General features: G+C 62.3%; 15 protein-coding genes. 4 read left to right on the forward strand and 11 right to left on the reverse strand.

Annotated features, from left to right (window positions below):
• Nucleotides 1-16: 16 nt before the first annotated feature.
• The 11 genes from FOY53_RS00505 to FOY53_RS00555 all read right to left on the reverse strand — a co-directional run bounded on the left by FOY53_RS00505 (nucleotide 17) and on the right by FOY53_RS00555 (nucleotide 10340).
• Nucleotides 17-1528: an ABC transporter substrate-binding protein gene (locus FOY53_RS00505; protein ID WP_146584581.1), complete on the reverse strand. Its 1512-nt coding sequence runs from the start codon at nucleotides 1526-1528 to the stop codon at nucleotides 17-19.
• On the reverse strand, nucleotides 1525-2640 hold the full coding sequence (locus tag FOY53_RS00510) for an ABC transporter ATP-binding protein (RefSeq protein ID WP_146584583.1): 1116 nt from the start codon (nucleotides 2638-2640) through the stop codon (nucleotides 1525-1527). Before FOY53_RS00510 ends, FOY53_RS00505 begins: the two co-directional genes overlap by 4 nt.
• The gene (locus FOY53_RS00515) at nucleotides 2637-3632 is read right to left on the reverse strand and encodes an ABC transporter ATP-binding protein (protein WP_146585394.1); all 996 of its coding nucleotides are present in this window, start codon (nucleotides 3630-3632) and stop codon (nucleotides 2637-2639) included. Before FOY53_RS00515 ends, FOY53_RS00510 begins: the two co-directional genes overlap by 4 nt.
• Before the next feature lie 2 nt (nucleotides 3633-3634).
• Nucleotides 3635-4339, reverse strand: a complete 705-nt coding sequence (locus FOY53_RS00520; protein WP_186766470.1) for a FadR/GntR family transcriptional regulator — start codon at nucleotides 4337-4339, stop codon at nucleotides 3635-3637.
• Between the two features lie 235 nt (nucleotides 4340-4574).
• On the reverse strand, nucleotides 4575-5174 hold the full coding sequence (locus FOY53_RS00525) for an Isoquinoline 1-oxidoreductase subunit (RefSeq protein ID WP_146584587.1): 600 nt from the start codon (nucleotides 5172-5174) through the stop codon (nucleotides 4575-4577).
• Nucleotides 5175-7349, reverse strand: coding sequence for a xanthine dehydrogenase family protein molybdopterin-binding subunit (locus FOY53_RS00530; RefSeq protein WP_146584589.1), 2175 nt, complete (start codon nucleotides 7347-7349; stop codon nucleotides 5175-5177).
• A gap of 3 nt (nucleotides 7350-7352) precedes the next feature.
• Entirely contained in the window at nucleotides 7353-7811 is a 459-nt protein-coding gene (locus FOY53_RS00535; RefSeq protein WP_146584593.1) for a (2Fe-2S)-binding protein, read from the reverse strand.
• A gap of 179 nt (nucleotides 7812-7990) precedes the next feature.
• The gene (locus FOY53_RS00540) at nucleotides 7991-8578 is read right to left on the reverse strand and encodes a TetR/AcrR family transcriptional regulator (protein ID WP_146584594.1); all 588 of its coding nucleotides are present in this window, start codon (nucleotides 8576-8578) and stop codon (nucleotides 7991-7993) included.
• Nucleotides 8579-8817: 239 nt separating this feature from the next.
• Nucleotides 8818-9444: a MotE family protein gene (locus FOY53_RS00545; RefSeq protein ID WP_146584596.1), complete on the reverse strand. Its 627-nt coding sequence runs from the start codon at nucleotides 9442-9444 to the stop codon at nucleotides 8818-8820.
• On the reverse strand, nucleotides 9441-9821 hold the full coding sequence (locus tag FOY53_RS00550) for a hypothetical protein (RefSeq protein WP_146584598.1): 381 nt from the start codon (nucleotides 9819-9821) through the stop codon (nucleotides 9441-9443). Before FOY53_RS00550 ends, FOY53_RS00545 begins: the two co-directional genes overlap by 4 nt.
• 12 nt (nucleotides 9822-9833) lie before the next feature.
• Nucleotides 9834-10340: a flagellar basal body-associated FliL family protein gene (locus FOY53_RS00555; protein ID WP_146584600.1), complete on the reverse strand. Its 507-nt coding sequence runs from the start codon at nucleotides 10338-10340 to the stop codon at nucleotides 9834-9836.
• Between the two features lie 118 nt (nucleotides 10341-10458).
• On the opposite strand from FOY53_RS00555, the gene fliF reads away from it, so the two are divergent.
• Genes fliF through fliP form a run of 4 tightly spaced genes read left to right on the forward strand, consistent with a single transcriptional unit; the run spans nucleotide 10459 to nucleotide 13709 of the window.
• A complete protein-coding gene (fliF, locus tag FOY53_RS00560; protein WP_146584602.1) occupies nucleotides 10459-12090 on the forward strand; it encodes a flagellar basal-body MS-ring/collar protein FliF in 1632 nt (543 codons plus the stop codon).
• Entirely contained in the window at nucleotides 12090-12689 is a 600-nt protein-coding gene (locus tag FOY53_RS00565; protein WP_246107232.1) for a FliH/SctL family protein, read from the forward strand. The genes fliF and FOY53_RS00565 overlap by 1 nt, the downstream gene beginning before the upstream one ends.
• On the forward strand, nucleotides 12682-12975 hold the full coding sequence (locus tag FOY53_RS00570; RefSeq protein ID WP_146584606.1) for a FliM/FliN family flagellar motor switch protein: 294 nt from the start codon (nucleotides 12682-12684) through the stop codon (nucleotides 12973-12975). Before FOY53_RS00565 ends, FOY53_RS00570 begins: the two co-directional genes overlap by 8 nt.
• Nucleotides 12972-13709, forward strand: coding sequence for a flagellar type III secretion system pore protein FliP (gene fliP / locus FOY53_RS00575; RefSeq protein WP_146584608.1), 738 nt, complete (start codon nucleotides 12972-12974; stop codon nucleotides 13707-13709). The genes FOY53_RS00570 and fliP overlap by 4 nt, the downstream gene beginning before the upstream one ends.
• Nucleotides 13710-13716: the final 7 nt, after the last annotated feature.

The following is a 13716-nucleotide window of genomic DNA, read 5'->3' on the forward strand; positions in this document are numbered from 1 at the left end:
CACCGGGCCTGCAAGCTCATTGTGAAAACGACACGCCCTGCAGCCGGATCATCCCGTCGGGGTAGGGCACAAACCCCTGAACCTTGTCGTCCAGCGCCCAGATCCAGGCCTGATGGTAAAGGTAGATGATCGGCATGTCGTCCTGCAGGATGGCAAGCGCGGAATCATAGCTTTGCTTGCGGGTCGCCATGTCGTTGGAGACCCTCGCGCCGTTCAGCAGCTCGTCGACCTGCGGGTTCGAGTAATGAGAGTCATTGATGCCGCCGTCCGTCGTCATGAACTGGTGGATATTGCCGTCGGGATCGACCCGGCCTGACCAGCCGATCTGGCTGGCGGTATAGGCGCCGGCGGTCTGATCGGACAGCAGGGTGGCAAATTCCTTGGCCAGCAGTTCGACAGTGATCCCGGCTTCGGCGGCCATTGCCTGCACCACCTGCATCAGCTGCATCTGTACCGGGTTGTTGGGCACCTGCACCTCGATCGTGATGCCATCCGCGAAACCGGCTTCTTCCAGCAGGGCCCTCGCGGCTGCCACGTCACGTTCGGGCACCGGGAAATCCTTGTTGTACCAGGGCGAGGTCGGCGGGAACGGCTGGTTGCCGGCGGCAAAGGCGCCCTCGAACACCACCTGATTGATCACCTTGCGGTCGATGGCCAGCGACAGCGCACGGCGCACTGCGGAATTTTCTCCGATCGGGCTGGCGGCGCGTTCGCCGTTGGCGACGTTCACGGTAATTCCCTGATAGCCCAGCGAAACCGCCTGCTCCATCAGCAGAAACCCATCGTCTGCCACCGAGGCGACATCGGTGGCGGCCAGCCGTTCCAGCATGTCCAGGTCGCCGGAACGCAGATTGGCCAGCCGCACGGTGGTGTCCGGGATCGGCAGAAAGACCACGGTGTCGAAATGGATCGCGTCGGCATCCCAGTATCCGGTGAATTTTTCCAGCACGATCCGGTCTTGCTGAACCCTTTCGACAAACTTGAAGGGTCCGGAACAGACCGGGTTGAGACCGAAATCGACGCCTGCCTCCGTCGCGGCGGTGGGGGAGACCATCATGCCGGCACGATCGGCCAACTGCGCCAGCAAGGTCGCATCGGGTGCGCCGAGGGTGAACTTGACGGTCAGATCGTCAACCGCCTCAGCGGCTGTGATCGAGGTCAGCTCGGATTTGCGGCGGCTCTCGTCCATGTTCTGGCTGCGATCGATATTGGCGACCACGGCCTTGGCGTCGAAGGCGGTTCCGTCATGAAAGGTGACGCCGTCGCGCAGGGTCATCGTCAGCTCGAGACCGTCGTCGGACCAGTCCCAGCCGGTTGCGAGTTGCGGGACGATTTCCAGTTCGGGCGTGATGTCGACCAGCTTGTCGCAGAGCGAGGCATAGACAATCCGACCAACAAAGGTCCGCGACTGATCGGGGTCGAGGATGTCGGGATCTTCCTGCAGGCCGATGCGCAGGTCGGCGGCCTGCAGCGCCGAGGCGCTGATCCCCAGCGTCAGCGCGAGCGCAAGTGTTTTCGTGATGGTCATGTGAGTGACTCCTCTGTTGAGCTGTCGGTCTTTCCGGCGACGGTTTTCCCGTCTTCTTGCGCCCGTGCCGCGCGATATAGCGCAAACCGGGCGGTGGTGGCTGGACTGCGCATGACGGCACCGCCGTTCAGCCCCTTCAGATCCAGCGTATCGGCGAAATGGCAGGCCACCTGACGGTCACCGAGATCCTGCAACGTCGGCCGGTGGGTCTGGCAGCGTGGCTGTGCATAGGGGCACCGGGTGTGGAACCGGCATCCCGGAGGTGGCGCAGTCGGGTTGGGCAGATCGCCTTCGAACCGCGCCCGGGCGCGGCGGGGCCTGACGCTGGCGATCGGAATCGCCGCCAGCAACGTCTCGGAATAGGGGTGGCGCGGCGCGGTAAACAGGTCTTCGGTCCGGGCGATTTCGACCACTTCGCCCAGATACATCACCGCCACCCGGTCGGCCATGTGGCGGATGACTGCCAGGTCATGGGCGATGATCACCAGGGTCAGACCGAAGGCCTCTTTGAGATCCTCGAGAATATTCACCACCTGCGCCTGGATCGACACGTCGAGTGCACTGACCGGTTCGTCCGCGACGATCAGTTTCGGGCCGGTGGCCAGCGCGCGGGCGATGCCGATACGCTGCCGCTGCCCGCCCGAAAACTCGTGTGGATACCGGTTTGCATGGCTGGGGAGCAGACCCACCCGGGCCAGAAGCTCGTTGGTCCTGGCCCGTCGCTGGGCCTTGTCCCCGATGCCGTGGGTTATCAGCGGCTCTTCGATCAGGGCGCCGACGGTCATCCGCGGATTGAGCGATGAAAACGGATCCTGAAAGATGAATTGCAGGTCGCGGCGCAAATCCCGCAGAGCGCGCGGATCCAATTGTGCGATGTCGCGGCCCCCGTACCAGACCGAACCCTCGGACGGGTCGATCAACCGCACCAGCAGGCGCGCAAGCGTCGACTTTCCGCAGCCGCTTTCGCCGACGATCGCCACGGTTTCGCCCTGCAGAATCTGCAAGTCGACTCCATCGACGGCGCGCACGATGGTGTTGGCGCCGAACAGCGGTTTGCGGGTCACGAAATCGCGCCGCAACCCCTGGGCGCTCAGGATCACCGGGGCGCTCACAGGGCGACCGCGCGCGGCCGTGACGGCTGCTCCAGCGGCGCATGAAAGCAGGCCACCGCGTGATCCGATCCCAGTTCGGCCAGCATCGGGACGGTGTTGCACACCGCCGAGGCAAAGGGACAGCGGCTGGCAAAGCGGCACCCTGGCGGCATTTCGGCCGCCTGCGGAACCACTCCGGGAATTGTCACCAACCTGTCTGCGCGGGCCCCAAGCGACGGCATCGAGGCCATGAGGCCGATCGTGTAGGGGTGCTGCGGGTCGTCAAAGATCCGGGCAACAGGGCCAATTTCGACGATGCGACCGGCATACATCACCGCAACCTCGTCCGCCATTTCGGCCACCACCCCCAGATCGTGGGTGATCAGGATCATCGCGGCGCCGGTTTCCGCCTGCAGGTCGCGCATCAGGTTGAGGATTTGCGCCTGAATGGTCACGTCCAGAGCCGTTGTGGGTTCGTCGGCGATCAGCAGTTCCGGGTCATTGGCCAGTGCCATGGCGATCATCGCCCGCTGGCGCATGCCGCCGGACAGCTCGTGCGGATACGCGTCCAGTCGACGCGCCGCTGCCGGGATCCGGACCCGTTCGAGCATTTCAAGTGCTCGGGCGCGGGCGGCCTCCCGGCCCACCCGCTTGTGGCGTCGCACGGACTCGGCGATCTGTTCGCCGATCTTCAACGACGGGTTCAGGGAAGACATCGGCTCCTGAAAGATCATTGCCATCCGGTCGCCCCGCACGCGACCAAGCGCGCCCTGCGTCATCGCGAGAAGATCCTGACCGCCAAAAACCGCCGTGCCACTTGCCACGGACAGGGGCGGCGTCTGCAACAGACCCATCAGGGCGAGTGATGTCAGGCTTTTGCCGCAGCCGCTTTCGCCTACGATACACAGCGTCTTGCCCGGGTTCAGGGTGAACGAAATCCGGTCGACCAGCGCAGGGCCGACCCCTGCGACGCGAATGGACAGGTCGCGCACCTCGAGCAACGGGGTGTTCATGGTCACGGCCTGTCCCCTGGATAAACGGCCCTGAGGTTCAGGGACAACAAAGACAGGTGTTCGCGCATCGTCGCCCGCGCGCCGTCAGTATCGTGCCGGGCAATGGCGGACACGATCGACCGGTGCTGCTGGGTGTAGAGACGGCGCAGTTCCGGAGAGCGGGCGCGGTCGCGCTGATCTTGCCAGGTCTGCGACGTGCGCACCGCATCCAGAAGCGCGAAGGCGGTCATCAGGATCGGGTTGCCGGCGACCCGGGCGATCAGCCGGTGCAGCGAACCATCCCACAGTTCGGCGGATTCTGCGTCCGATGTCTGGTCGATGCGATCCACCAGGTGGTGCATCCGGACCAGATCCTCGGGGCCGGCGCGCTGGGCGCAGAGCGCGGCAAGTTCCGGCTCCAGGCACAGCCGCGCTTCCATCACGCTCAGCGGGTTGGCCTCGGCGCTGATTTCGGCAGCCAGCTTGCCCTTGGGATCCGGCGGCTGGCCGATGAATGTGCCCTTGCCCTGACGCCGCCAGATCAGCCCCTCGGCTTCGAGCGCATCCAGCGCGCGGCGCAGGCCGCGACGCCCGACATTCAGTTGCACCGACAGGTCGCGTTCATTCGGCAGCTTGCCATCTGCATCCAACCCGCCACCGGCAATCAGCTTGCGGACGTCGGCCAGCACCTGAGAGGCATTCCGGGGTGAGGAGTCTTCTGACGGCACGGCAGCGCGCATCCTTTGCAAAACCACACGCGACGATACCGGATGGGATCAGCGTGCGAACCATTTAAGGATTGGTTCATCTGTGCCGTCTGTCAATCCCTTTCCATTCAGCATGGCGACGATGTTCTGCGGATGGTCCGGCGGTACGCAAGATATTCTCGCACCGTTTGAAGCAGGGAACAGGGAAAAAAGCCCGGAGCCTGGGCTCCGGGCCGTCCGTTAAATTCCGCAGACCCTAGCTTTCGGGGCACATGGCTCCGGTGTCGATCCAGGCCTGCACCAATTCACCCAAAATTGCCTGCGTCCCCGGGGCAGGGGTCCGACCCTCGCCCGGAGTCCAGCCCCAGCCAACCAATCCGTCTTCGGCCATATGCTCGTGGATCTCGGCAAGGTCCCGGCCGCCGTTGCGCGCGGGGTCCTTCAGTTGCGCGCAGATCTCTGGCGCGGACTTGCCGACCCACGCCATTTCAACGGGCGCAAGTTGCCACGGCACGTGTCCTGGAATCGACCCGTCTCCGGTGGAATACGCGACATTTTCCGAACCGTGGCAGGTGGTGCAATACATCCCGGGCGCCCCGAAGTCGGCCACGCCCCGTTGGACAGGCGGCATGTGGGGATGCATGTCATCCCCCTGCAAAGGCGTGTCGCCCCTTGGGTGGCAGTTCAGGCAGCGCGGGCTTTCGATGACTTTCATCATCTCCTGAAACACAGCGACCGACCGTTCCTCATCGTTTTGGACCCCGGCGAATTCATCGGCGGTTTTCAGGCCGTTGACGGTTTCGGCCGACGCCGCGCCGGCGAGGGTCAGGCCGAGGGCAAGGATAAGACGTTTCATTCAGGCACCTGCAGATTTGAAGGGAAGACGGCGCACGGCCTGTCCTGTCAGCGCGCGCCAGGCATTGGCCACGGCGGGTGCGATCGGGGGCGTACCCGGCTCTCCGATGCCGGTGGGATCGGCGACGCTGTTGATGATCGCAACCTCGATCTCGGGCATTTCGTGGATGCGCAACATGCGATACGTGTCAAAGTTCTTCTGGGCCACGACGCCACCCTCCAGCAGCGTCAACTCGTTGAACAGGGCCGTCCCCAGGCCATAGCCAACCGCGCCTTCGACCTGCGCGCGGATCACGTTGGGGTTTACCGCGACTCCGCAATCCACCGCCACCCAGACCTTGTGTACCCGCGGATAGCCGCCCGCGTCCGACACTTCGACGATCTGCGCCACGTAGGTGCTGAAACTTTCGTGCAGAGCCAGACCATAAGCCCGGTCGCCCTTGACCCGCTCGCCGTCCCATCCGGCGATCTCGGCGACCTTTTCCAGTACGGCCCGGTCGCGCCCAGCTTCGGATTTCAAAAGGTCCAAACGTCCCTGCACCGGATCTTTCCCCGCTTTTTCAAGCAGTTCGTCCAGGAATACTTCGGTTGCATAGGCAGTGTGGGTGTGGCCCACAGAGCGCCACCAGAGAACCGACAGCGGGCTTTCCATCCGCACCCAGTTCACCCGCAGCGCAGGCAGGTCATAGGGCATCTTGGTCGATCCCTCATAAGACGTCGGGTCCGTGCCTTCGGATTTGCCATCGTCAAAGAAGGTGTCCAGCATGATCGACTGGTTGGCAACGGTGTTTTCCCAACCAACGATGTTGCCGTCCGCGTCGAGACCGGCCCGCATGCGATGCACCGTCAAGGGACGATAATAGCCGCCGGTCAGGTCGTCCTCGCGGGTCCAGACCAGCTTCCATGCTCCGTCGCTGCCCGCAGCCTTTGCAATCTCGGCGATTTCGCTGCCGATCTGGGCGGTGGTCTGGGCGCGGCGTCCAAAGCTGCCCCCCGCAAGCATCACGTTCAGCGCGACGTCTGCGCCATCCAGGCCCAGAACCCGGGCCACCGCACCCTTGTCGACCCCCGGAAATTGCGCGCCCATCCACATCTCGGCCTTGCCGTCCTTCAGTTCAAGCACCGCGTCCAGCGGCTCCATCGGGGCATGCGCCAGATATGGAAACCGGAATTCCGCTTCGTGCACGATCTCGGCAGCGTCGATCGCGGCACCGGAGTCACCGGTTTCTTCGACCACGACCCCGCCTTCGCGTGTCGCTGCCTGTGAGAAATCCTCATAGATCTGATCACTTGAACGCGTCTCCGCCATGCTGGTGTCCCACGAGACTGTCAGCAGGCTGCGGCCCTTGAGCGCCGCGCCCGTCGATGTGGCATAGACGGCGACACCCTGCGGGATCTGGCGGACGGCAACCACGCCTTTGACCTCCAGTGCTGCGCTGGCATCGAACGAAGCGACGGCTGCGCCAACAACATCGGGGTGTTTCACGACAACCGTCTGCATGCCCTCGCGATGGACGTCCATGGTGAATATCGCAGTGCCATCGGACTTGGCAGCGGTGTCCAGCTTGGGTCGGTCGGTTCCGATCAGTTTGAATTCACTGGGATTCTTCAACGCCGGTTCCACAGGCACCGTCTGCCGCGCCGCAGCTTCGGCAAGATCGCCGAACGAGGCGGACTGACCACTTTGCGCATGTGTGACGACGCCGTCCGCGACACTGATTTCCGTTGCCGGGACGTCCCATGCCTCGGCGGCTGCGGCAACCATCATGGCGCGGGCGGCGGCGCCGGCCTGCCGCATCTGGATGTAGGAATTCGCCATCGCAGTCGAGCCGCCGGTGGCCTGCAAGCCAAAGAACAGGTTCTTGTAAAGCTCGTCATTGGCAGGGGCGGATTCGGCACGCATCTGGGCCCAGCTGGCGTCCATTTCCTCGGCCACTAGCGTGGCAAGGCCGGTAAAGGGCCCCTGACCGAATTCGATGTGCTTGATCATCACCGTCACGGTGTTGTCCGGCGCCACGCGCACAAAGGCATTTGGCGCGAACGTCCCTGCGGCGGATCCGTCCTTGCTCAGCACGGCAGCCGCGCCGGACTGCGCACGGCCCTTTATCGGCAGCGCAAGTCCGATCACGAGGCCGGCCCCGGTGGCGAGAAACTGTCTGCGGCTTTGAATGGTCATGGCTCAACCCTCCATCGAGTCAGCGGCGTCATGAATGGCCTGACGGATCCGCACATAGGTGGCGCAGCGGCAGACGTTCCCGGCCATCGCGGCATCAATATCGTCGTCAGTGGGTTTGGGCACCTCGCGCAGCAACGCCGTGGCGCTGATGATCTGGCCGGATTGGCACCAGCCGCATTGCGGCACATCCAAACCCTGCCAGGCAGCGGCCACCGCCTCTGCTTCGCGGCCTTCCAGGCCTTCAATGGTTTCGATGCTGGCGCCGTCAACGGATCCGACCGGTGTGATGCAGGTCCGGCGCGGCATCCCGTCGACCATCATGGTGCAGGCGCCGCACTGGGCAACGCCGCAGCCAAACTTGCTGCCTGTCAGGCGCAGTTCGTCCCGGACAACCCAAAGCAAGGGTGTATCCGCCTCGACATCGACAGTGACGTCCCTGCCGTTGATTGTGAAGTTTGTCATCTGACCACCCTCTGTTGACGTTTCGAAACCGGCGTCATGTGCGCGCCGCTCATCACAAGGTTTTTGGCATGGGTGCCATAAATTGAATCTGAACTTTGATTCTGTTTCTGCCGTTTGCGTGCGGCTGTCAACCAGCTACCCAATGGGAATTAGAAGCGCTCTCTCCGAGGTCAAGCGACTCAAGCGGATTCGGGCAACCCAAGATAGGCGGCGGCGGCCAGCACCACTTCATCGGCAAAACGGCTGTCACCCACGCCTGAAAGTTGCGAAGGATAGCCAAAGGCACCAGCCCGCGCTTTGAGCATCGCCATCATGAGGTCCAGCACCAGACGGATGGCGACATCCGGATCCGGGTGGGTAATTTCGGCACGCCTGTCCGACAGCAGTCGGTACAGACCATCAAAGGATTCACGCTTTGACGCAATCAGGCGTTCGCAGATGCGGCTGTCCTGACGCACTTCCGGCATGTCGAGCACCTTCAGGCTGGGCCGGGAACGTCCCACCTCAAGCAAAAACTCCAGGTATCCGTGCAGGATCGCGCGAATGGGGGCGCCCTGCCAACGTTCAGGTTCGACAATTTGGCGCATGGTGTCGCGCAACTCGGCGTTCAGCCGTTCCAGAATGGCGTGAAGCAATGCCGTCTTGTCCCGAAAGTGGTGATAGACCGATCCAACCGAACAGCCCGACAAAGCGGCAATTTCGGCCACGGAAGTCGCGTCCATCCCCCGTTCGGCGAACAAGGATTCGGCGGCGTCGAGCAGGGCCATCTGCGTCTTCTGGCTGCGACTCTGCTGACCGGCGCGCACCCACTTTGCGTCTGATATCCAATGGCTCTTGGTCAAGGTCTTGATGTCCGATGGCCGCGCGCATCGCGCTTTGTCTGCCTACCGCGTAATATGCCAAAGTCAACCGCGTGGCTTGCCGAGCGCAACGCCCAACCGGGTGAGTTCCATGCGCTCGCGCGATTTCGGAACCAGAAACAGGTTCGGCTACCGCATCAAAGGCACTATTTCCTGGGAACATCCGCGTTGCGCCCAGCGAGCATGACCGAGACCGTGTAGGCGGCCCTGGGGCTCAGGCCCGCCATGATCGCTGCAGCCGCATCCGGCCGCATGCGTCCCAGAAAGCCGGCGGCAAATTCGGGATCCATCTCTTCGAAAAGGGCAGCGGCCTGCTTCGGCTTCATCGTCGCATAGACCTCGGTGAGCCGGGTCAAGTCGTCCTCGGCGGCGGTTTCCGCGACGGCCAGCGTGCTGCGCAGCTTCTGTTCGGCATCAACCAATGCCGTCATCTTGCGGTCGATCTCGGTCTCGGCCAGCGACAGAGCCTGCATTCGCGAGCGAATGTCACTCTCCCGCTTGACCACACGTGCTTCACGTTGATCAATTGCCGCGAGGATCGGCGCAATGTCCGCTTCGGACGCGCAGGTTTCCGGCGCATCGATGCTGTCCGCCAGGCGGGCTTCGGTCGGAGCAGAGCCCTTGGCGAAGGCCTGGCCTGCGTCTCCGCCCAGTCTCACCAGTGCCGAGGCCACCAGCAATCCGCCAATCACAGCCAAAGATCCCTTTGCGCGCCTTTTGCGCGGTTTTCGCGGCCTTCCCGACGCGGCAACCACTTGTTTCACGCGGCTCATCGAGTCGCCCCTGACTGCATGCGACGGGAAAACACAGGTTCCTGGGCGGGTTGCGTCTGCGATTGCGTGGACGGTTCAGCGGCCGCACCATTCGGCGGCAGATCGTGCATCGAGGCCACCATGAGTTCGAGACGCTTGGCAACGTCTTCAGCCCGCTCCGTCAACTCGTTGAGCGTCGAAGTCGAAGATCCGGCGGTTTTCTGTGCTGTCACCAGGGCCCGCGACAGATCATCCACCTGAGCGGAGAGAACCGCAACCGCACCGCCAACGCCGGATTCGAGATCATTGAAGCGCGTCAGTCGTCGCGCCAGAATAAAGCAGTAGAATCCGGCTCCCAATGCGCCGGCAACCAGTAGAATATCTGCAACAAACTCCAAGCATATCTCCTTTCAGTTCAGGACGAACTCCATGACCAGCAGATCACGGACACGTTCCTGCCCTGCGACAAGCTGGACGCGACGCAGCATTTGTGCCCGCAGCTTGACCAGTGAAGAGAGTTCCTCAATGTCGCGCGGTTCCAGGGCGCGCAGATAACTGTTGAGAACGTCAACCATGCGCGGCAGGATCGCCTCCACGTCCGCCACCTTGTCGCGAGGCACCTCCAGATCCGCACGAAATATCAGATGCCGACTCTCTGAACCGGGGCCCAGCGACACCACCAGTTGTGGCAGCGAAACAAAGGCTATGTCCGGCAGCAGTTTGGCGGGGACATCCTCGCCACCCTCCACCTGCCTGTCGGCTTCCTCGGCGTGTTTATCCGTGCCGAACAGGAGCCCGGTGGAGACAGCAAAAAACCCGCCGCCCCCACCGACCAGCGCAAGAAGCAGACCGATGATCATGGGCATTCTCGACGATTTCTTTTCCGGTTCGACATCCGGCGCGGCGGCATCGGTCATTTTCTTCCCTCACTCGTCGAAGCTTTTTTATACCCGAAGGAACTAACGGATTATTAAGGCCGCTGCGCCAAAGATGTCGCTGAAACAGAAGTAGAACACATCTGATCGGAGGTAGCTGTTGAAACAGATCCTGACTGTCTGGAACGCCCTGGGCGCGCGACGTCGGATCATGGTCCTGGGCGCCAGCCTTGCCATGTTCGCGGCGGTTCTGGCAATGTCCCGCATCGTTGCAACCCCCAGAATGGCGCTGTTGTACTCCGGGCTCGAATCGGGTGCGGCCGGGGACGTGGTGAGTGCGCTGGAACAGCGGGCCGTCCCCTACGACATCCGCGGCGGGTCGATATTTGTACCGTCGCCTGACCGCGACGCGCTGCGGATGACGTTGGCAAGCGAAGGATTGCCTGCAAACAGCAACCAGGGCTACGAACTTCTGGACAGCCTCTCCGGCTTCGGCACCACGTCACAAATGTTCGATGCCGCCTACTGGCGTGCCAAGGAGGGCGAGCTCGCCCGCACCATCGTTGCGAACCCGCAAATCACTCAGGCCAGGGTTCATATCGCCAATAGTTCGGCCAATCCGTTCCAGCGAAACGTTACCCCGTCGGCGTCGATTTCCGTCAGCACCTCAGGCAATAGCCTGACGGCATCGCAGGCGCGGGCGTTGAAGTATCTTGTGGCCTCTGCGGTGCCCGGGTTGGAGGCCGAAAACGTCGCGGTCATCGACGGAGAGAACGGACTGATTGGATCAGAGGACGGCGTGCCGCCCAGCGGCGGCACCGACAAGGCAGCTCAACTCCGAGACCGCGTCCAAAGGTTGATCGATGCACGTGTGGGCCACGGAAACTCGGTGGTTGAGGTCAGCGTGGATACCGATACCCAGAGCGAATCGATAGTCGAGCGCAGCCTTGATCCGCAGACCCGGGTGGTCATCAGTTCCGATACCGAAGAGCGGTCGAGCCAATCCCAGGACAGTGGCGGTGCGGATGTGACTGTGGCATCGAACTTGCCGACGGGCGGGGATGAGGGGGGCGACAGTGCGTCCAGCCAGAACAGTGAGACGCGCGAACGCATCAATTATGAGGTTTCCGAAACGACCCGCGAGATCACCCGATCGGCAGGCGCGGTCAAACGCCTGACGGTTGCGGTACTGGTCAACGGCACCTTCTCGCCGGATGGACAGGGCAACCTGAATTTTGTGCCGCTGCCGGACAGCGAACTGACCGCTCTGAAGGATCTTGTCGCGTCTGCGGTCGGTCTGGACGAGGCGCGCGGTGATGCCATCACAATCCGTTCGCTGCCATTCGAGCGCCCCCAGGGACTGGGGACCGAAGCGGTCGCTCCGGGTTGGCTGCAAGCGAACCTCGACCCGATCTCCCTGATTCAAATAGGCGTACTCGCCGTCGTGGCGCTGGTCCTGGGGTTGTTCGTTGTCCGTCCGATCCTGATGGGTGGGGGAGAAGTCATGGCACAGGCCTTGTCCGACGACCGGCCGCTCGCGCTGGGCAATGCGGCACATGAACCCGACAGGAGTGGAGCAGACGCTCTGATCGGAGAGATCGACCCAGTCGACGGGATTTCAACCCTTCCCGCCATTGCCCCTGCACGAGAATTTTCCAACAAGGAGAAACCGGCGTTTGGCGAGGTTTCGGACGATCCTGTTCGACGGTTGCGCGGTCTGATCGATCAGAGGCGTGACGAGACGGTCGAAATCCTGCGCAACTGGCTTGATGAACCGGAAGAGGTCGGCTGATGCGCATACAGGAACTTCTTGAGGATTTTGACGTGGCCGCGCAACTGCCAGCCTCCTGCGCAGGTATGAGTGAGGAGGCGCTTGAAGGTCTGAAACTCGCGGCATTCGAGGACGGTTACCGGGCCGGCTGGGATGACGCGATCAAGGCGCAGTCGGATGACCAGACACGCATTTCCAGTGATTTTGCGCAGAACTTGCAGGACATGTCATTCACGTATCATGAAGCCTACTCTCAGGTCTTGAGCGCGATGAACCCCTTGCTGGAAGACATCGTCCGCAGCGTACTGCCACGGATTGCCCATGAGGCTCTGGGCCTGCACATCCTCGAGCAACTGAAGGCTCAGAGCCGCGCCATTGGCGCGCTGGGTGTCGAGATAGTGGTCGCGCCGGAGAACATTGAAGCAGTTTCAGGTCTGCTTGACCAGGAATTCGGCTTTCCGCTCAGTGTGACGGAAGATGACACCATGTCCGGGGGGCAAGCGGATATCCGGTTTGGGAAAACTGAACAGCAAATAGACCTCACCTCGATCCTGTCCGATGTGAGCAGTGCGTTGCAGGGCTTTGTAAACGAGAACCGAAAGAAGGTGGCCAATGGATAATGCAACTCAGGAGACATCCATAAGGGCGGACGGAGCGATGCCTTTTACTTCGGTCCCGATCGAGATCACGGTCTCGGTCGGCCGCGCGCGGCCGCTGGTCCGCGACCTTCTCAAACTCGATGAAGGTTCGGTACTGACGCTTGACCGGAAGATTGATGACCCGGTCGAGCTTTTCGTCGGAGACCAGCTGATTGGCATCGGCGCGTTGGAAGTGGTGGAAGGAAAAGGGCAAACCACGCTGGCGGTGCGGCTGACCAAAGTGACTGACTTTCAGGCGCCATCCTGACCTTGTCCCGCATATTGGCAGCAACTCTGGCGCTGGTGTTGCTTTTTTCGGCGCACCCCGCGTCGGCGCAGCAGTTTTCGCTCGATCTGGGCGAAGGCGGATCCGTCACTGCCACCAGCCTGCAACTGATTGCCCTGATCACCCTTCTGAGCCTTGCACCCGGCATTGCCATGATGGTGACGTGCTTTCCTTTCGTCGTCACGGTGCTCGCTATTCTGCGCCAGGCGATTGGCTTGCAGCAATCTCCGCCCAACATGCTGATTGTCAGCCTTGCCTTGTTCCTCACCTATTTCGTGATGGAGCCGGTGTTCCAGGCCGCCTATGCCAACGGAATCGCGCCCTTGCTGACGGACCAGATCGACGTCGAAGAGGCTTTTGCACGCGGAATGGAGCCGTTTCGCGTGTTTATGGCCGCACGCATCGACCCGAACACCTTTCATGCCATGGCGGAACTGCGGCCGGATGCGCAGTCTGCGGAACTGAGCCCGGACGCAAATCTGTCGATTCTCGTGCCCAGCTTCATGCTGTCGGAAATTGCCCGGGCGTTTCAGATCGGGTTTCTGATTTTTCTCCCGTTTCTGATCATAGATCTCGTGGTTGCCGCTGTGCTGATGTCGATGGGCATGATGATGGTGCCGCCGGCGATTGTGTCGCTGCCGTTCAAGCTGGCCTTTTTCGTCATCGCCGACGGTTGGTCGCTGATCGCAAGCAGTCTTGTGCGCAGCTACTTCTGACAGACGA

This window comes from Puniceibacterium confluentis (assembly GCF_007923445.1).
GTDB classification, from domain to species: domain Bacteria; phylum Pseudomonadota; class Alphaproteobacteria; order Rhodobacterales; family Rhodobacteraceae; genus Puniceibacterium; species Puniceibacterium confluentis.

What these genes read in the sequence shown, in the direction of transcription:
- FOY53_RS00505 (WP_146584581.1), bottom strand. Translation starts at nt 1,528, where the DNA reads ATGACCATCACGAAAACACTTGCGCTCGCGCTGACGCTGGGGATCAGC.
- FOY53_RS00515 (WP_146585394.1), bottom strand. Translation starts at nt 3,632, where the DNA reads ATGAACACCCCGTTGCTCGAGGTGCGCGACCTGTCCATTCGCGTCGCA.
- FOY53_RS00525 (WP_146584587.1), bottom strand. Translation starts at nt 5,174, where the DNA reads ATGAAACGTCTTATCCTTGCCCTCGGCCTGACCCTCGCCGGCGCGGCG.
- FOY53_RS00530 (WP_146584589.1), bottom strand. Translation starts at nt 7,349, where the DNA reads ATGACCATTCAAAGCCGCAGACAGTTTCTCGCCACCGGGGCCGGCCTC.
- FOY53_RS00535 (WP_146584593.1), bottom strand. Translation starts at nt 7,811, where the DNA reads ATGACAAACTTCACAATCAACGGCAGGGACGTCACTGTCGATGTCGAG.
- FOY53_RS00540 (WP_146584594.1), bottom strand. Translation starts at nt 8,578, where the DNA reads ATGGCCCTGCTCGACGCCGCCGAATCCTTGTTCGCCGAACGGGGGATG.
- FOY53_RS00545 (WP_146584596.1), bottom strand. Translation starts at nt 9,444, where the DNA reads ATGAGCCGCGTGAAACAAGTGGTTGCCGCGTCGGGAAGGCCGCGAAAA.
- FOY53_RS00555 (WP_146584600.1), bottom strand. Translation starts at nt 10,340, where the DNA reads ATGACCGATGCCGCCGCGCCGGATGTCGAACCGGAAAAGAAATCGTCG.
- FOY53_RS00565 (WP_246107232.1), top strand. Translation starts at nt 12,090, where the DNA reads ATGCGCATACAGGAACTTCTTGAGGATTTTGACGTGGCCGCGCAACTG.
- FOY53_RS00570 (WP_146584606.1), top strand. Translation starts at nt 12,682, where the DNA reads ATGGATAATGCAACTCAGGAGACATCCATAAGGGCGGACGGAGCGATG.